This is a genomic window from Sphingobacterium sp. (assembly GCF_039596235.1).
Taxonomy (GTDB): domain Bacteria; phylum Bacteroidota; class Bacteroidia; order Sphingobacteriales; family Sphingobacteriaceae; genus Sphingobacterium.
Window position 1 is genome coordinate 899,136 of sequence record NZ_JBCNKE010000001.1, and the last position, 19,032, is coordinate 918,167.

Here is a 19,032-nt window from a genome sequence, read left to right on the forward strand (position 1 = left end):
CAGCGTTCACAAAATGTATTACAAAATTACAGCTGCATACATGGTTTTAGATCGCTTGATTAAATTCTAATGAACCGGCAGGTAGGTAAATTTCAGACCTTTGTATAAATCTTAAATCAATAAACAGATGGAAGCAAAAGAAACGAAGTGGCTCTATGAGACGATCCTCTCAGGCCCGGGAATGGATGAAGAGGTGAAGTTTTCATTTTCTGCCAGTAGAAAGGTTATTCTACTCTTAGCAGAAGTAATAGAAAATGGTCTGACCCTGGATGGAAGCGGTTTAAAGGAAAGTGTCGGGGAAGGAAGTATTAAGGATTTAAAACAGATTAAGGGAATTCTGCTAGAAAAATCAAATCTAACCGCGCTTTCCAACCAGTTACTAAAAATTAAATAATAAAGGAGGCAATTAAGCCTCCTTATTCTTAATTGCTATATGGGCTCAATTTTCACTTTAGTAACCTAGGAAATCCCTTACCTAATGATGGACTGTATAATCATCATACCATTCTAAACAATTCCTGCAAAGACTAACACCAAACGCTCTACTGTAATCCATCTTGGCAAAGTCTACATAAGTGTCACAACCTTCACAGTATTCCATCTGGCGCTTATTATATTGTTTGGATAGAGGGAGTTGAGTTTTTTTAGGAAATGTATAGCATTGGGATTGCAGGTATGAATAGTTGGAAAACCAATTGAGCCGTTTTTCATCCCAATGTCCCAAATGTTCATTTATGATATTGAACATTCCAAATTTATCGATGAAGACCATTTTTGAATCCTCCAAAAATACGGACAGCAATTGGCTGATTCCTTCATTGTACATAAAATCCCTTGGCAAGCGGGAAAGAATCTGTTCATTGAACACTCGGGTATCACTGATACCAGGTGTTGGATCGATATGATTAAGTATCCCATTATGAGCAACTGCCAATCCAGGGAATACCTCAAATGGATGGCAATTCGCTTCATCAATTATTCCGGAAGTTGCAACCCTGAAATGAACAATCATTGGCAGTTCGGTTTGCTCCCGTATATCACAATAATTGATATAAAAATCTTCTACCGAATCCATTTCCTTTTGTATAACCACTTCATTGTTGAGCACATAAGCCATTCCTGCCCCATCGGGATTATTTTCCCAGCAATTGATAAAAAGTTCAAAATCGAGGGTTCCTGTTGTATTTAAAATGGCTATGCACATAGTACTTTTCGTTTTAGGTTAGAAATCAGGTGGACAATGTGCTTTTCATTTTCAAGCACAGTATTAAAGTACTTTTTGCTTACTTTCAGGATACGGTCCAAAAGCACTTTTTCCTTTCCGGCATAAACCTCTAAAACAAGTTGCCCCAGATTAGTGGATGGATCGAAGGCTGCAAGGATTACCGAAAGGATACTGTTATGTTCACGATCAAGCATAATACGGCAGAACTTTAACCGGAAGACTATAGCCTGCATATTAAATACTTTGGCAGGGAACCTCAATTCGATCCGATCATCCCAGATCTTGATTGCCTGATGTTTATCCTCATCTTTTTTAAGCCGTAATTCTGTTTTTCCCTGACAATAATCAGTTTCTAATCTTTTTGGGTACATGGCCATAAATAATGGGAAATAAGGGCGACAGTAATCAAAGAGCTGCACTCCAGTTTTGGGATATTTGGATAAGTGAATATGACCACCGGCATTTCTATGATTTTTGGCATTTATAGCTTCTTTAATCTGCGGTAGCCATTCGCTTTCAATTCTATTCGAATACAATGGATAAATAGGCGTTTTTAGCTCCCAATCTACGGTCCCGTCAGCTTCCATTACACATCCTGTGTGTTTGAATAATCCTTCTTTGTCGTCATGTCCACAAAAAGCGGGAGGGCCTCCTTTTTCGATCTCGAAGCCGATTGCAGGTTCATTGCCGCCCTTTCTATAATCAGGTGGACATGGCCCATCATGATATTCCCAAATATCATAGTCATTATAATCGTCAGAGCCTTCTTCATCTTCATAGGTTTCAGGCGTATAATGGTATGCATTATCTGAATGCCAATAATACACATCCTCATGTCTTTCTATAGTTTCATCAACCATGACAACCAGGTCATTATCCCTTAATCCCTCCAGGGTATAATAGCGGCTACGGTAAACGAAATAATCAAATTCATTATCGTTATGGGTAAAGAAGCCACTGTGTCTGCCGGTAAACACATAAATACTTTGTTCCATCAGGATATGCCTTTTGTCTACTTCATCATATACAAAAAGCTCAATGTTAATCGTATCATGATACCAGGTACCGGCAATACAGACGCACTCTGAGCTTAAGGACAGCATGCCGTTAAAGGTTTTAACTACTTCATTTTTTGAGTCATGCCAATATAATGGCAAGTACCCCTGTTCGATAGACAACCGAACAAGGGACAATAATGATTGTTCCATAAGATTAAATTTTAAAAGGAGAAATTGATTGAACGTTCAGCTTCTGAAAGCTCTTAAGTAAATGGCAGTGGCCTGCATTGCCTGGTTTTTAGATTTAACAGTAATCCCCGCTCCATGAGCACGCCCTCAAAAAGCAGTGTTGTGAGCAAATCACAACCCAGATTGGCTAAAGTGGAATTGATAAAAAGACTTTGTTTCTTCAATGAGTCGACCAATGAACAGCTGGGTGCCTCATCTTTTTCTTCACTACTGAGAAGAAGGTCCTCAAATTCTTCGGTGACAAAAGGCAGGTTTGGTACTGGAGTAAACTTCTTTGAATTGGGTTGCTCTACAGTTCCGATGGTCGAACAGATCACCTGTCCGCTATCTTTGCTATTTCCGAAATCTAACCAGTAGCGGGGGTGGTTCAACTGGTTGTTAAATGGTTTGACATTCTTCAAGGTACTTGCAAGATCAAACCTGGACTTGATATTGTCCACGCAGGTAATATAAATGGATGCTAAAAGATCATCTTGGCGAACCCCTGCCCTAACTTTGGGGAAATTCCGCAATTTTGCTTTCCAACTGGTTCCGAAAAACCTGTTTATTCTATTGATTAATGCGACCGATTTGTACAGTCCGATTTCCGATTGTGCAAAAAGCTGCCTTCCTATATTGTTTTTGGTCACCAGATCGCCATCCCAAAGATCAATATCGATCCCTGCATGGCCGTGAGCGGTCAGTGCTTCATTTAGTCTCGCTAGTCCTGATAAAACAAAAGAGCCGGTTCCCCCGGCTCCTATTAATATAATTTTTATTGGATTTGTAGGCTGTTGTAGCTCCTCTGCCAGGAAATGTACCTTTTTCCTTGATGTTTTCATAACTAAGCTTTTAAAAGTTCTCCAAGCGTCAATTTGATGGGGATGAGTACTTTTTTAGGAAATGGTTTCCCTGTCCCAACAAGGGACTTCCATAGCTGGACACAATTCCCCTTTACCGGGCTGCTCAATAAATGGCTGAAACGACTATTAAAGAAAAACTCCTGCCATGCGCCCATCCAGTCCTGAAGGTGTGTAATATGGTCCAATTTCGTATCAACGGTACCCAAACAAACCCCGCCATCAGCATGAATATTAAAGAAAGGCGCATGATACAATATTGTATCTGCGGTAGGCCGTTTGTCTGCCGCCAATGCATAAACATGTAACTTTTTTCCTACAACTTTCCAGACCATTGCCGGAACATTCGCCACCCCGCTGTCTATACCAAGTCTATCGATAAAGAATAATGGCAAGGAGGTCTTTCGGGTATACCAGATTACCGGTCCCTGTATATCATTATTGACATACAGGAGATTTGCCGGCAATATTTCTTTGGATAAAACCCTTTCTTTTGATCCTGAAACCTGGACTTTTAATGATTTGATCAATTTCGAGGTTTCCTGAATGGTCAGTGGGTGCGCGTTAATGGCTTTGCCATTGGCATCAATATCGTAGTGTTCAACATAGGAGCGATCTGCTTGTCCGTACCCCTTCTTTGTGTACACCAAAAGTGCTGATACCGGATAATATAGAGATCCCAGTTGGGACAAAATACCTTCTTCCATGATTGTAATTTTTAATATTTATATAATATGGTACATACATCATCGAGCAGTTTAAAGATGGCATGTTCAAAGCAAAAGTCAATCGGCTCATTGCTCCGTCCATCAAAGACCTGCACAATTTCCGGTTCCTGGAAATGGGTATTTTCTGAAAATTCATTATTGACCATATCCAGCAGCATGTCTGATATACCTCCTACTGAAGGCCCTACAAAAGCTATATAATTTCCCATCAGGGTGGTATAATGGTAATCATATTCATTATGGCTTACGGCTGCTGCCAGGCGGAAGATGTTTTCATTTGGAAATTGTTTATACAATTCCAGGGTTTGGTTTCCGATCCTGAGACAAAAACGATCAAATCCATCCCTGGGTCGTAATCGCTTTAACCGGTCTTCCAGATAAAGGAGATTATTTTTATGATGAAATTTTCCCTCCATAATATGGCCGATTTCTATAATCTGTCGGAGTTCCATTAAATCATTACTCTTCGTGTCTTCCTCTTCTTCCTCGCACCAGTTGCATAGGATATCATATTGGTATTCCATAAAGCTACCCGGCTGGGTGTACATAGGCACCCCGGCATGCCGGTACAGGTAGGAACAGGCAGATAATAACACCAGTACTGCAGAGCGATTCTTACGAAACTGTTTATCTTTCAAAAACCGATATAGTGGAAGCACCGGTATATAATAAAGACTGTGCCCAGTTGGGAATGTCTGCCGGGTCGTAAGACTAATTTTGCCATATTGTGTAGATGCTATATCAACCTCAAGATGTTCCCCTGTGTTGAGCAGCATACCAATTTTTTCAAAATCAATAAGCCAGTTAAATGCAAATTGCCCGGTATCTGCTTCTATGAACTCAATATTATAAAACTGTTTTAGTTGGGAAAGAGAATCCTTATAATCCATATCCATTTCGCTGGTAATGGATAACAGATCATTTCTATTCCGTTCTTTCTCGCCAATTACCGGCCAAAAAGACTGCTTTAAAAAATCAAGGGAAGTATTTCCTGGGGAACGGACTGCCTGTTTTCTTCGGCGGCTACCCGTGCATCCTTTGGCCTTTTCAGATCGCTTATAAAGTTGAACAGCTGCCGGTACAGCATTTTTTGTGTATCGCTTACGCGGTTTTCCTGAATACTGTTTAGTTTTCTTTTCATTATTCATAGCAGTTGATTTAACCTTTTGTTCCCAATACAGACTCCATCTTATAGACAAGCTGATCATCTTTTATCTGAGGGCCACAGATTTTAGCCGTGGTCAGCATTGGATAATTATGTGCGTAAAAATTCATCACCTCTTCCGGATTCCAATCTGGGTTAGGGTCAGTGAGATGAAGATTAATGTCCTTCTCTTTGTATTCAAAGATTCTCTCCAATAAGGTTGCCTTTATCATATCATTACATTTTATTGGTTATCAAATGGTACATAGTCATCAGTTTCCAGTCCAGAGTATTCATTATATTCCAGGTCATCAGATTCATCATCAACAGGCTCGGTTTCCTCCGCTTCGGGATCGGTGGTCTTTACCGGGTAAGGATCTGCGGGTTCATCAAATGATGCAAACAGATCAGGTGCAAATTTTTCAGACAGTGCCTGCCGCTTGGTACGGATCAGCTCAGCATGGTCGGGGTATTCCAATGGATCAGGTAACTTTGTCCAGGCTTCTTTGAATTTTCCTTCCGCCTCCAGCTTCTGAGATTGCTCCATTAAATCGTTATACTTTTTCTCTTTTGGTGTTACTGTAGCGTTAGCTTTTTGCTTACGACTATTATCAGCTTTGGACATTGCGGAGGACAGATTTTTCATGTATTGTTCCCGACTTGTAAAAAATGAAGCGGTCTGATTTACCGGTTCCGTAATCGTGTCAAAAAAAAGCCGATCCAATTCCTCTGGTAAAGCAGCAAGATTAAGAGGTGGAATGGTTTTTCGCTCTTTGTTGGAGCATTGTTCATTGTCCATAAGAATGGAGACGATTAACTGCCCATTTTCTTTCTTTGCCACAACTAGTTTTAAAGTGCCTGATATATCCAACTGATTAATCTGGCTGAAGAAATTAGTATGCATATTCTTAAGTTTTAGCGTTTCGAACTTCTTGTTCTCATCAGTGCCGGAACCATACCGACAGACGCTATTTTAGGCCGGTAGCGCACGATCAGGACAGGTCAACCGATCCGCTTTCTCAGCTCCGAGGCGCTTACTGGGCTATTTGCTGTTCAGGTAGTCCATTTACCTCGTGTTACCGCTGGAACAACTCGACTACTAAGCCATCCGTCATTGCGGAAATCAACGAGACGGGGCTGCCCGTCTTTGCTGACCTTTGCAAAGAGGAAAACTTCACCGGGGGACGGCAGAGAAAGTTTCGGATAAAAAAATACGACCCGGAGGGTGGAGATTTTTTTATCCGAACCCTTAGGCCTGACTTTCGGCGCCGGCTGCGGTGAAGTAGCTTTGCATTCAGGTCAGCAAAAGCAGGCAGCGCCCGGACTATCTTATAAATCCTCTTAATATTTTTTAAAAACTGTTGCTGCAAAATGAAGCAGTATTGAATGAATAAGGTGGGATACAAAAAAGGACAACATTGCTGCTGTCCTTGTATTATCTGGAATAGTGGCTCTTAGAACATTTCTGATGTTCCGAAACCTCCATTTTGGAGCATTTCGTATTGAGTCATAATATCGGCAATGTCTAACCGATCCGTGGTAATCGGGATTTTGCAATTGCTTGTGTTTGCCGAACAGCAAACAACGCCATCTTTATAAAAATCAAAAGTGGTCATTGTTACCCCGCTCAATCGTTCCAGTTGGTTAATTTCACTATCCAATAATTCGATCAGTGCCCACTGCTGTGGACCTGTTATTACTTCTATTCCCAGGAACACTCCAGGGTTTTTATACAACCGTAGTGCAGGCTCATAATAACCAACTTTCTTCCCTGGATGGGGAGCCAACGAATTAAAATGCCCAATGCGCATAACCTGCCTTTTTATCCAATCGTCGTCAATTTTCATTACTACTATAGCCTCCGCCTGCTTAGGGGTATCCCTGTAGGCTTCCAGCCATAGATACCATGATAATGTATTTTCCATAATTGTTAGTTTTTTTCCGTCCAATAATTATCCAAACAAAAGCTGGATGGCCGCCGCCAATTTCGAAGTGGCTATATTGGCTGCTGCATAATCCAACAAAATCTGAACAGCCACTAAAGAACGGTAACCATAAAATCCATGCTCAGCAAAGACATGCACTGATTTACTCATGTCTGTTTTAAATTTCATTATATGGTCCTGAAGTTCACGTACCTGTGCAAACCAGAAGTCGGCAGCAATAATACCATGACCCCAGGTAGGCCTGGTCTCTGATTCATTTTCCAAATAGGTACGGCAACCAGACTCAAGACATTGTACTAATTCCGGCAATGATTGTTTAAACAGGCCGGCAAGTAGCTTAACCTTTTCGACGTTTGTCATTTCTTCTATTGTTTTCATATCCAAACATTTTACCTGTGCACAATTAGTTTTTATAAAATACGTGACCATCTTCATACCAGTAATCTGAACAGAACAGGTCGTTCGCATAGGCCTCATAATCAAAGAACTGTTTAGCAAAATCACGTATGTCATCCCGTTCTTCGATCAGCTCATAAGCAAAAGCTTCCTCATCTTTATACATACCGACATAATCATCCTGAAATCTGTTCACCAAATCATCAATATCTTCTTTGCCCAAATCATAATGGTCATTGTTACACCAGATCATAAACGGTTCCCGTTCAGAACTCTCCATTTCGGTCAGTGTTTGCAAAACTTCAAATACCTGTTCACTGATACCACATTCACTAATGAGCCCTTCGGGAATATTTTCATAGTCCTGGAACATAAACTCGGGATCTGCCTCATCCTTGTGCAGTTCCCTGCAGGCTGCATAAAATTCCTGTACATTTGAGTAATCAGAAAGCTTCAACCACTTACCGAAAAGAGAACCATCATTATACTTACCATAGGTTCCCACATACACTGCCGCTTCTTCAATGTCGATCGGATAATTTCTTCTTGCATTCATAGCATAAAAAATTTAAAAGTTACCAATACCCGGAACCTGATCATCCACCTGGATTTACTTCAGAGACCGGAAAGTAAGCGCGCGTCAATGCATCTGTGCAAGCGTGCGTATAAGTCCCGAAGGGTGGAATGCGTCAGCATTTCATTATGCCGCACGTCGCCGGCACAGAGGCATTAGCTTAGCTGGCCTTTTCGGTTGATGATGAAAACAGGAAAAGAATATCAGCGAGCAGCTAAAGAAGTCTCCAGGAGAAACCAACGTTGCGTCCACTGGGCCAGGGATAGCAGTGGCATCCTTTGCAAAAGATAAAACGGATAGCCCGGCCTCGAAAGAGGGGCCCAAAAACCATTTTGACATGAAATTGTTATGTTAAGACTGGAGCATTAAGAATGGATTACTTACAACTTAAAACCCTTCAAAAACAAGGATATAAAGTATTGTACCGTGACCGGAACAAGGATTACTTTGTTCCATTAAAAGAATCATATTTATCCTTGCTGGATAAAATGCACCAAACCCCTCTTTGGGAAGATGAGCTTATTGAAATAAGGACTGTACTGGAAAATTATAGTGACTACCAGGAGTACCTATTTTGGCTCAGGGTTGTTTATTTAAATCTAATTGAAGCGTGATTGTTTTGACGTAAGGAAATACTGTTGTTAAGAAGGCTAATTGGTAACCAGGGACGAACAAAGTAATATTTTTCGTAATTTTAATAGAGGAATTTCAATGAGCAATTTATTTCGTTTAGAGGATTTTGAATGGCAGGATGAAGGCATAAGATTACACATTAAGGAGGCAGAGGTTGGTTCAGATCGGGTATTCTATATTTCATTCAGTGATAAAAGAAAACCCCTTGTGCTCACCCGAATGAAAAGTTATGCCGGGATGATCTGGACGAGTATACCTGCCGGGCGAAAAGAAACAGAGGATATAGGAGCGATTATAGAAGCTCATTTTAAAGGAGAATAGATTATGTGTTATTATAACGGACAAAAAGTTAGCCGGGCGGAGTTCATCCGCCTGATGGATCTGGAAAAAGCGGTTGTAAACTATGACTTCCTGGATAAGGATATCCATGATGGATTCAGTTATGGCAATATTGCTGTTATTAAACCCACTGATGATAAGTGTAACTTCGATATTGTTCAGATGGAATGGGGCTTTATTCCACCCTATACTAAAAACAGGGATGCCGTAGATAAGATGCGGTTTGGCTACAAAGATGGCACTGGGAAGTGGCACCAACCTTACACTACCTTAAATGCAAAGGGTGAAGAATTGCTATATGTAGATCCCAACACAGGAAAGGAAAAAATGTTCCGGAAAGCCGCTTTGGAAAAACGATGCCTTATCCTATCTTCTGAGTTCTATGAATGGCAACATATCTATCCGACAAATAAACGGACCGGTGAACCGCTTAAAACGGCTAAAAAATATCCATACCATATTGGATTAAAGGATAAGGAGTATTTTTTTATTGCGGCGATCTGGCAGAACTGGACGGACAAGGATACCGGGGAAACGGTAGACACTGTTGCATTGGTAACAACGGAAGCCAATTCATTAATGAGACAGATCCATAATTCCAAAAACAGGATGCCTACCATGCTTCCCGATGAACTGGCCTGGGAATGGATGATGGGCGATCTTTCGGAAGAGCGTATTACAGAACTGGCTACCTACCAGATTAGCGCTAAGGAAATGGAAGCTTATACGATAGAAAAGGACTTTAAAACAACCGGAACTCCAGGTAAAGCATTTGTTTACGCAGAAGTTCCGGAGTTGCAATATGAGGTTTAGCTAATCTTTATTCTGTCAATTTAAATCTTCGGAGAAATACTCTTTACAATGATCTGGAATCCACTTTGAAAATAATCTGTAAATTTCTAAATTAATAGATTTTTTTTGTTTTGAGCTATTATCTCTAATATTCTCTATAACCAATCCTAGCTTTTCTGAAATTTCTGGATAAATTGACCTTTCATTTAGGTAATTTACAAAATCAGATACTATATGTTTCAGTTTAAGTTCATTATGTTGAATTATTTCATTCAAAAATAACTCAACCTCATCATTCACTAACCTAGTTTTCATCAAAGAGAATAACAAAATTTCAATACTATATTTGCGATTTACTTTTTCACGAAAATTCTTAGGAAATAATTCGAGATTATCATATTGATCAATAAATTCAGAAATTTTAAAAGTTTCATCGACTAAAATTAAACTGAAATTCTCTTCTAATTCTTTAATAAAGTATTTCAAAGTTTTTTTACCGATCGTTGGATTATAATTTAGAAAATATACAAGTAGCCTAAAAACAAATAACCTTTGTTCAACTGGCAACCTATTATATGTAGACATTAATATTTTCGGTGCCGGCCAGTCAGAATCATTACGGTAAATAAAAAGACTTCTAAAATACACATATGCCCCATAGACTTGAAGGTGAAGGGATGAATCAATAATACAATGTATTGCAAACCTTTGCCAAATGGCATTATTAGAATAATCAAGTTCTAATTCCGGTCTGTAAAAATAGTTTATTGCGATACATCTTTCAATCAAGGTTGATGAAAACATATCTTTTTTGAAAATTTGACTAACTTCAAATTCGTCTAAATCAAATCCTAACCATTCTAGAAATAATTCAGTTGGACAATTTTTCGTTGTTAATATAATTGCCTTTTGATGTTGTGAAAAGCTGTTAAAATAATGCAGTAAAAACTGATGTACCGATTCAGCATAGCTGTCCCACCAATATATTATTGATACTAATAGTCTTTCGTTAAAGAGAATATTGTCTAATTGAAAGAGTAATCTCAATAAATCAATACATCTTTCATCGTTTAGTTTTGGTAGATTTAATTGAAGGAAGGATAATATTGAGTAAGAATTATGGGTATCAAACACCTTGTCACCCTTTGTATCAAAATGAACCTTTAACCAATTTAAAAATGCAATTGCTAATCCTTCGATTGCGTCAACATCTGTAACATAACCTTCAGTTAAGGTCGAATTAAATCGAGCATTATGAATATGGATTATCGGAGGCAAATTATTAAAAACTTTCACGGCCAATTTTGCCCATAAATTCCACATTTCTATTTTTGCAATTTCTTCGATTTCATCTCTCCAATCAAATGTGAAGTTTGTATGTCCTGCACCGAATTGCGTAAAGAAATCTAAGGCAAGAATAGCAACATACTTATCATTAAGGTATTCTGTAAGTCGATTAAAAATTAATTCTTTAATTTTCTCATCTTGAAAATAGGGCCATGACCTCATTAGTCCCTTTAGCAACCAAAATTTAATGTGTGGCCTATCTTCTGCTAATGCATAGTCATATTGATAAAAATTATCGTCAGTTAAACTTGCTGACCATAAATACGCGGCTTTTTCGACAATGAAAAACTCTTTGTACCTTGCAAATGGTAACAGCATTTCGATATCTAGATTAATCCTGGCTTTTACTCCACGGCTGTTTTTGTATAGGTAGTCAACTACCAACGAAACTTCTTCAGGCACCATTAAACGATCACTATTCAATGTTCCCTTCCATAATTCTTCCCCTTTTTCATGTCTGCTTAAACGGTTGTACATGCCTACACCATTAAGCTTCTTTGAAAAATCTGGACTATATGGAGAATTTCTTCGCCAAACTATTTCCGATTTATCTACAAAACCTTCACGAATTAAGTCTATAATGAATTGTTGTTTTTCTTTCTCAGGTATCGTACTGTTGAGAACTAAAAATTGGAAAGCTTCAAACCTTACATTTACAAACGTAGATTTAATAGCCCATTCAGCGATTTCTAACAATTTAATGATTTCGCAATTGTCATTAGAATTTGACACTAGAAGGGAGAGAGTCATTATGCTGTTTTGAGAAACAATAGCACTTAAACTTCCAATTCCTTTTTTAATTTTATTGTAAATAGTAGGCCGCCTTAATGATGAATTATAGTATTTTAATAAAACTTGCTTACCACCAATTTCAAATAACGGGTGAGAAAATTTAAATTCACCATTTTGCTCAACTAAAAAATCTCTAAACAATAAATCCTCTAATGCCAAAAGATATTTTTGTGGAAGCTCTCCTTTAGATGTGTATTCAGGAAATTCTGGTATATCATCATCTAGTTCCAAAATACTTTTACTTTGTTTCTTTAACCTTTGTACTATTCCAGGAAAATAGGAAGGGTCATCGTTAAAGTAATATACCAAATCTTCCATCGTTGGACCTGACCTTACTGATGAAATAATACTAAATAATGCCATGAAAAAGCTCGTATCAGGCCCCATGGAGTTGATCTTTTCTGCAATACTCTTTGCGTTTGTAAATGCCAATGACTTGATCGTATCTTCATTGACAACCTTCAAGGTTGAACCGAATCGAGCTATATTTTTCAAACTGCCAGGTTGTAGTTGTTTGGGATATTCAAATTCTTCGATTAGGTTAATAACTTTGTTGTATAATAGATCGTCGGAATTTTCAGAATTTAAATTTGCCCAAATTTTCTTCAAAAATTTTCTGTCTGAAACTGTCAAATCTATCCAGTCCGAAGCAATAATATTTACATTTGATACTTGCACCAAAGATGCAGTATTGGATGTAACAATCAAATATTTGCCAAATTTGCTTCGAACATGTGCCAAGAATTCATCAAACTTTGCATAAGTTATATTTGAATTTATATCGCCCTGACCAAACGGGTCCTCAAGAATACATAGTCTCTTCTCTTGACTTGATGACAAGAGAAATTTTTCAGCCTCACGTATTGAAGGTGCAATTTCAATTCTTGTACCAGGAAAAATATTACTGAATAGCTTTGCTATTTGTAAGCTTACCTGTGTTTTACCACAAAATGCTTCGCCAGTAATTAATATAATTTTATTGGTTCGAATATCATTTAATAATTTAGTTTCTTCGTCCCTAATAATATAATCTGTTGAACTGCTTATTGATGATGCCTTGTAATCATTAAGGATATTGTTGAACAGATCAACAACATTTATATTATTACTTCTATTCTGACGAACAGCTGATTCAAGCTCGCTGAGAATTTGTGTATGGTAATCGGTTGGTATATCTAAAAGTCTTAATAGATCAGAGGATTTGTCACTAAAGTATTTTTTATTGGCAGACTCGATTACTTTAACTTTACTTATAATAGATTCTAAGGTCTTTTTAATTCGAATATCCTGAATTTGAGCTCTGACAAAAGAGTCCCTTTTTATTCCTAAGGATTTCTTTTCTGAAGAATAGGTATTTTCCAAACTGTCGAGGAAAGCACTTAAATCCCTCTCTTTAACATTAGATAATTGTGGCTCGAAGCCGATATTAGTTAAAACACCTAGTTTGTTTACATTATCTTCTACCCGTGCGCTTGTTACAATATATAGTGCTGTTACTTCTCCGCTACAAATTTTCGAGAAAACATTTATATTGCTTGATCTAGGATCAAAATTTAAACAACATCTTGCTAAATGATCTAACTGAAAACCATTTTGCTTTAATTTAAATTGGAATTCGATTCGATCGTTATTTAAAAGCCTAATTGATAAGTCTTCAGAGTTTAATTTTTCGACAAATGCACCATCAATCTTATTTGATTGCATTAAAAGTAAAACAAAAAAAACAGTACCAATATATTGGTATTCATATCCCCCTGGACCTGATTCAGTTACACCCATTAATATTAATTCTTTAAAATTTTGGAATAATCTTCCCCGCACTCGCAAGATATTTCATTATCATAACTGGCATTTACCTCACCACAATGACAAAACACATGTACAGCATTGCACCAACCGCAGTGGCCTATTTCAATATTTTTGAAATTACCCTTCTCTAATGCTTCAAGTTCCTCCGTTTTTAGATCATTTTCGTCGCCAAATACTATGCGTGTTTGACTCGGATTATATCTTTCATATTGGTCATTTCGTGGTATATTTAAAATCTTGTCAATAAAGACTTCACCCATACCCATTTCAGCACCTTTGCATCCCATTTCACAGATATAGTATGATCTTGTTTTATACTCGATATAATCATTATATTCTCGGATAATTTCCTCGCCAAGGTTCATTACAGATGCCAAATTTGTTCTATATTGAATTGGCTTCTTATTAATTAGTTTTTGCAGTTCAGGATGTAATCTCGCTTTATTTTTATCATCTGAAAAGTCAGACGTATTATTAGACACGAATATAGTATCATCAACAAATGCCTCAGGGTCATAGTCGAAATATTCTACAATGTTTAAAAAGATAAGAGCGTCACCAACGCTATTTGGCTTTCTATGAAATGGAGCAATCTTTTTTAAAGCCCAGTCAACTACTGTAATTTTTTGTCTTTCTGTTACCGGAATAACCTTAGAAGCCTTGATTATCGATTCAACCTTTAAGATATGAGTTTTATTTTTTGCGATTCTGTCTTTCAGCTGGTTTATCTTAATTTGCGCATCGGCCATTAAATCCTTTATATTTTCTTGATTTCTTTTATTATATAACTCCCTATCTAAATCAGAAATCTGTTTGTCCAAATTCTTAACTTGTACTTGTAGGTACTCTATATTTCTTTCTAATTCTAGCTGAATGACCTCGTTTATAAATAACGTTAAGCTTCCATTTTCAAAATGTTTGTTTATCCACTCTAACATCACAAAATGGCTTTCTTTATCATATTTACCAGTATCTGGGTTAAATCCATTAGCTAAATAAATCCATGCATTTGTATCAAGTATTAAATTAATCATCTTATTGAACTAAAGTTGAATTGAATTCGTGTTCTATGGCTCTCTAAGTTATAGAATTTAAATTAATTTATTAAACACTCCTCGGATCAGCCTTCAAGGGCATCTTCCCACATCTGAAAACTTCTATAGCCGGACAACCGAATTCTTCCACTACTTTCCCTTCAATCAGGTAAAGGCCCCAATCCCTTAGTGGATAAGCTTCCAAAGAAGGTGGGAAATGCACGGTATCAAAAAAATCACCGTCTTCATCGAAGAACGTTCCGAATTTCATATAAGTTCCATGTTTGGTTTTAACGGTTTTATCCGTCACAAAGTCGCCAACAATCTGTATTGTTCTGCCCAGGTATTTTAATAGATCTTTCGCTTTGCAGTCTCCACGGTACTCAGACCTAGCCAGATCAAAAGAGCTGCCGGACACGACAAAGCCGATCAGCTCAATTTCATCATAATAGTCTTCAAGGATAGAATGATCCAATTTGGGCAGTACCGGTTTGCGGCTCATTGATTCAAATAGCACCATACCATTAGACTGCTCCTTTTTGTCCGTGCTGAGCAGTAAATGCGCTTCCCACAGCAGTTCCTTTTTGCCTATGCCCAGGAAACGGAAAGCGCCAACGCGGATCAGGATAATGAGCTGTTCCAGACTGGCCCCTGTCCGTATCACAAAATTTTCCAGACCTGTATAATCGCCATTACGTTCCCGTTCCGGCGCAATCAGGTTCGCCAGTTCCTCTTTCATATTCAGTAGTCGGTCAAATCCCAGATAGATATCCTTTCCCTGAATGGTTGTCTGGAAACCAGAGGTATTCACACAGGGCAGGCAAATATTCGCCCCGGAAACTTTTGCCTCATTGATATACACTTTCGCATTGTAAAAGCCTCCGTAGTTATTGAGTACGGAAACCATAAACTCCAGCGGGTAGTATGTTTTTAAAAACAGGCTTTGGTAGCTTTCCACGGCGAAGCTGGCCGAATGCGCTTTATTGAAACTGTAGCCTGCAAAGCTTTCCATTTGCCGCCATATTTCCCGGCTCACTTCCTCTGGGTAACCTTTGGCCTTACAATTGGCAAAATACTTATCATGGATCAGTACCAGGTGGTCTTTGCTCCGGTATTTACCGGACATCATTCTACGCAGTACATCGGCATCAGCCATATCCAGTCCCCCGTAGGCATTGGCAATTTTCATGACATCTTCCTGGTAGACCATTACTCCATAGGTTTCCTCCAGTTGTTCTTTGAAGACCGGGTGCGGATACTGCACCAGGCTGGGGTCATGATGCCGCTTGATAAATTCTGCCATCATACCCGAACTCGCTACACCAGGTCGTATGATGGATGAGGCCGCCACCAGGGTCAGGTAGTCGTCGCACTTTAACTTGGTAATCAGCTGGCGCATGGCCGGGCTTTCGATATAAAAACAGCCTATGGTCTTTGCGCTGCGCAGCTGCTCGGCAATTTTCGGATCTTTAAAAAATCGCTTGGGACTTTCCGTGCTGATCACCTGCCCGGTGTTCTGCAGCACAATTTCCCTGCAGTCTTTAATATGGCCAAGTCCCCGCTGGCTTAAGATATCAAATTTCTCAAACCCTATCTCTTCGGCTACATACATATCGTACTGTACTGTGGGCAGTCCTTTCGGTGGATAGTCTAGGGCAGAGTAGCAGGTTAAGGGCTGCTCGGAAATCAATACCCCCGAAGCATGGATCGTGCGTTGATTGGGAAAATCTTCCAGCCTGCCAAATACGCTCAGGATCATATTGGTCACCTCATTTTTATTCAGCATGTTGGCCGGTTCATGCACCAAACGGTCAATTTCGCCTTTGGGCAGGCCATAGATCTTTCCAAGCTCCCGAAGGATGCTCCTTCCCTTAAACGTGCTCATCGCCCCCATTAGCGCGGTATGCGGCCCTTTGTATTTGGTAAAAATATATTTATAGATATCATCCCGTTCGTTCCAGGAGAAATCAATATCAAAATCCGGTGGGGATTGTCTCTTCGGATTTAAAAAGCGCTCAAAAGGAAGGTTCAGTTCTATCGGGTCAACATCGGTTATGCCCAGGCAATAGGCAACTGCGGAGTTTGCCCCACTGCCCCGGCCTACATAATGAAAGTTCCGGCCTTTTGCATAGCGGCAAATATCATTGGTGATTAAAAAGTAGCTGGAGAAGTTCAGGTTCTCGATGATCTCCAGTTCTTTGGCAATCCGCTCCTGTGCAATCTTGTCGTGCTTCTGATACCGGTTGGTAAAACCGTCTCTGGTGTATAACAACAATAACTCTTTATCGCTGTACCGTGCACCAGTGAATGTTTCCTTATTCTTGATCTTTTTAAAATCCATGTCAAAGGAACACTGGCCCATCAACCTGTTGGTATTGGCGATGAGCTGCGGGAATTGCTGATACAGTTCCAGCAGCTTTACCCGAGTGATAAATACTTCGTCCTTTGGGGCGACCTGGCTCTTTTCCAGCTGGGAGTACAGAATATTGTGATCAATAGCCCGCAGCTGGCAATGTAGTTTATAATCAGCGGGCTGGTAACTGACCGGGGCCAGTATGACATAGCGCTCATAATTGTTTTTGGGTTCCAGTACAATCAGATTACGTTCAGAAGGTCGTATACCGATATATTCATAATCCCGAAGCTGACTTACGGCTATGCTACCGAGTGGGTAGATTACAAATACATTGCGGAACTCCGGTGCTCGATTTGGAATTGATAGCTCGTGCTGGTTGGCATGGGTACGGTACTCGTTGATCTCGCGGAAGCCTTCGGTATTTTTCGCAATGGCGATAAACCGAAGTTCATCGCCCTGGCGCAGTTCCATACCGGCCAGCATATTCAGCCCTGCCTTCCGTCCTTTCTGGATGAAGTCAATGGATGCAGAACTATTATTAATATCGGTCAGTACGGCACTATCATGACCAGTGGCCATCATCCCAGCGATCAGGTCGTCCAGGCTCATTGTACCATATCGAAGGCTATAATTACTGTGCAAATTGAGTAGCATACTTCCCTCCTTTTCCTTCCAAACAAATACCTTTCATAATATATTCTACCCCGAACCGCTTGCGGATGTGGTCCATTGCCTGCATCAGGTGTATTTCTTCCATTGTATCGTTAAAGATGTCTACCTGGTAGTTACCGGTGATCAGGTTAGAGAACTTTACTCCGATCAGGCGAATGAGCATCCTGCGGCTGTAGAGTTTTTTAAAGAGCTCCATCACCTTAGCAGTAATCTGTTTATCCGAATTGGTATAGGATACCTTTACCTGTTGGGTGTGGGTATCGAAATTGGAATAGCGGATCTTTAGCGTAATACATCCGGTGAGCTTGCCCTCCTTTCGTAATTCATAGGCCAACTGATCGACCATGGAGACCAGGGTTTTCCTGAGCCGTTCCATATCGGTGGTATCGGCCTCAAAGGTGGTTTCCTTGCTCATGGACTTTTGTTCCCGGAAGGGCACCACTGGACTTTTATCCAGGCCATTGGCCTTGTTCCAGATGGATACCCCATTTTCACCCAGGACTTTCCGCATGGTAAAGACTTCCATTTGCTGCAGCGTATAGATTTCAGATATGCCCATATTGCGAAGTGTGGTATATGACTTTTCCCCTACCATCGGTATTTTCTTAATGGATAGTGGCGCCAGAAATGACCGTTCTGCCCCCGTGTCCACTTTTTTCTCCCCGCAGGGCTTCGCCTCACCTGTTGCGATCTTGGAAACGGTCTTGTTTACGGACAGCCCAAAACTGATTGGCAGACCGGTTTCCTTTATAATCCGGCCCCGCAGTTCCTGCGTCCATTTCCAGCAGCCGAAAAAGCGGTCCATCCCGGAGATGTCCAGGTAGTGTTCATCAATGCTGGCTTTTTCTACCACCGGCGCGACCTCTTCAATAATCTGGGTGACCATATTGGAATATTTCGAGTACTGATCATAATCGCCCCTGACGAGGACGGCTTCGGGACATAGCTGACGGGCCAGGCGCATGGGCATGGCAGAATATATTCCATACTTACGGGCCTCATAAGAGCAGGAAGCCACCACTCCCCGGTCACTTGTACCCCCAATTAAAACCGGTTTGCCCATCAACTCCGAATTGAGCAACCGTTCTACAGATACAAAAAATGTATCTAAATCACAGTGAACAATATGCCTATCCATAATATTCCAATTATTTTTTAC

At 39.7% G+C, this 19,032-nt stretch carries 18 protein-coding genes; 4 read left to right on the top strand and 14 right to left on the bottom strand.

Translation table 11 applies throughout. The annotated features are described in order from the left end of the window. Positions 1-127: 127 nt before the first annotated feature. Positions 128-394, top strand: a complete 267-nt coding sequence (locus ABDW32_RS03885) for a hypothetical protein (protein ID WP_343559563.1) — start codon at positions 128-130, stop codon at positions 392-394. Between the two features lie 81 nt (positions 395-475). Here ABDW32_RS03885 and ABDW32_RS03890 read toward each other — a convergent pair whose 3' ends face one another. The 10 genes from ABDW32_RS03890 to ABDW32_RS03935 form a co-directional block, all read right to left on the bottom strand. Next, positions 476-1,204, bottom strand: coding sequence for a class II glutamine amidotransferase (locus ABDW32_RS03890; RefSeq protein ID WP_343559565.1), 729 nt, complete (start codon positions 1,202-1,204; stop codon positions 476-478). Beyond that, positions 1,195-2,433: a hypothetical protein gene (locus ABDW32_RS03895; protein WP_343559568.1), complete on the bottom strand. Its 1,239-nt coding sequence runs from the start codon at positions 2,431-2,433 to the stop codon at positions 1,195-1,197. Before ABDW32_RS03895 ends, ABDW32_RS03890 begins: the two co-directional genes overlap by 10 nt. Positions 2,434-2,486: 53 nt before the next feature. Next, positions 2,487-3,293: a PRTRC system ThiF family protein gene (locus ABDW32_RS03900; protein ID WP_343559571.1), complete on the bottom strand. Its 807-nt coding sequence runs from the start codon at positions 3,291-3,293 to the stop codon at positions 2,487-2,489. Between the two features lie 2 nt (positions 3,294-3,295). Next, the gene (locus ABDW32_RS03905; protein ID WP_343559573.1) at positions 3,296-4,018 is read right to left on the bottom strand and encodes a PRTRC system protein B; all 723 of its coding nucleotides are present in this window, start codon (positions 4,016-4,018) and stop codon (positions 3,296-3,298) included. Positions 4,019-4,029: 11 nt separating this feature from the next. Continuing rightward, the gene (locus ABDW32_RS03910) at positions 4,030-5,187 is read right to left on the bottom strand and encodes a hypothetical protein (RefSeq protein ID WP_343559576.1); all 1,158 of its coding nucleotides are present in this window, start codon (positions 5,185-5,187) and stop codon (positions 4,030-4,032) included. Between the two features lie 10 nt (positions 5,188-5,197). Continuing rightward, positions 5,198-5,416, bottom strand: a complete 219-nt coding sequence (locus tag ABDW32_RS03915; protein ID WP_343559578.1) for a PRTRC system protein C — start codon at positions 5,414-5,416, stop codon at positions 5,198-5,200. Positions 5,417-5,427: 11 nt separating this feature from the next. Beyond that, the gene (locus ABDW32_RS03920) at positions 5,428-6,087 is read right to left on the bottom strand and encodes a hypothetical protein (RefSeq protein WP_343559581.1); all 660 of its coding nucleotides are present in this window, start codon (positions 6,085-6,087) and stop codon (positions 5,428-5,430) included. Positions 6,088-6,637: 550 nt separating this feature from the next. Beyond that, positions 6,638-7,108, bottom strand: coding sequence for a hypothetical protein (locus ABDW32_RS03925; protein WP_343559584.1), 471 nt, complete (start codon positions 7,106-7,108; stop codon positions 6,638-6,640). Positions 7,109-7,135: 27 nt separating this feature from the next. After that, entirely contained in the window at positions 7,136-7,507 is a 372-nt protein-coding gene (locus ABDW32_RS03930; RefSeq protein WP_343559587.1) for a hypothetical protein, read from the bottom strand. A 25-nt stretch (positions 7,508-7,532) separates the two neighbouring features. Further along, the gene (locus ABDW32_RS03935; protein ID WP_343559589.1) at positions 7,533-8,081 is read right to left on the bottom strand and encodes an antirestriction protein ArdA; all 549 of its coding nucleotides are present in this window, start codon (positions 8,079-8,081) and stop codon (positions 7,533-7,535) included. Positions 8,082-8,470: 389 nt separating this feature from the next. Between ABDW32_RS03935 and ABDW32_RS03940 the strand changes: the two genes are divergently transcribed. The 3 genes from ABDW32_RS03940 to ABDW32_RS03950 all read left to right on the top strand — a co-directional run bounded on the left by ABDW32_RS03940 (position 8,471) and on the right by ABDW32_RS03950 (position 9,884). Beyond that, the gene (locus tag ABDW32_RS03940; protein WP_343559592.1) at positions 8,471-8,713 is read left to right on the top strand and encodes a hypothetical protein; all 243 of its coding nucleotides are present in this window, start codon (positions 8,471-8,473) and stop codon (positions 8,711-8,713) included. A 97-nt stretch (positions 8,714-8,810) separates the two neighbouring features. Beyond that, positions 8,811-9,053, top strand: a complete 243-nt coding sequence (locus ABDW32_RS03945; protein ID WP_343559595.1) for a hypothetical protein — start codon at positions 8,811-8,813, stop codon at positions 9,051-9,053. Positions 9,054-9,056: 3 nt separating this feature from the next. Next, a complete protein-coding gene (locus tag ABDW32_RS03950; protein ID WP_343559597.1) occupies positions 9,057-9,884 on the top strand; it encodes an SOS response-associated peptidase family protein in 828 nt (275 codons plus the stop codon). A gap of 15 nt (positions 9,885-9,899) precedes the next feature. Here the strand turns inward: ABDW32_RS03950 and ABDW32_RS03955 are convergent, their stop codons facing one another. From ABDW32_RS03955 to dinB, 4 genes are all read right to left on the bottom strand, one after another. Next, on the bottom strand, positions 9,900-13,781 hold the full coding sequence (locus ABDW32_RS03955; RefSeq protein WP_343559599.1) for a hypothetical protein: 3,882 nt from the start codon (positions 13,779-13,781) through the stop codon (positions 9,900-9,902). Between the two features lie 5 nt (positions 13,782-13,786). Then, a complete protein-coding gene (locus ABDW32_RS03960) occupies positions 13,787-14,845 on the bottom strand; it encodes a PIN domain-containing protein (protein WP_343559601.1) in 1,059 nt (352 codons plus the stop codon). 70 nt (positions 14,846-14,915) lie between these two features. After that, a complete protein-coding gene (dnaE, locus tag ABDW32_RS03965; RefSeq protein ID WP_343559603.1) occupies positions 14,916-17,855 on the bottom strand; it encodes a DNA polymerase III subunit alpha in 2,940 nt (979 codons plus the stop codon). Further along, positions 17,833-19,011, bottom strand: coding sequence for a DNA polymerase IV (gene dinB, locus ABDW32_RS03970; protein ID WP_343559605.1), 1,179 nt, complete (start codon positions 19,009-19,011; stop codon positions 17,833-17,835). The genes dnaE and dinB overlap by 23 nt, the downstream gene beginning before the upstream one ends. Between the last annotated feature and the right edge of the window lie 21 nt (positions 19,012-19,032).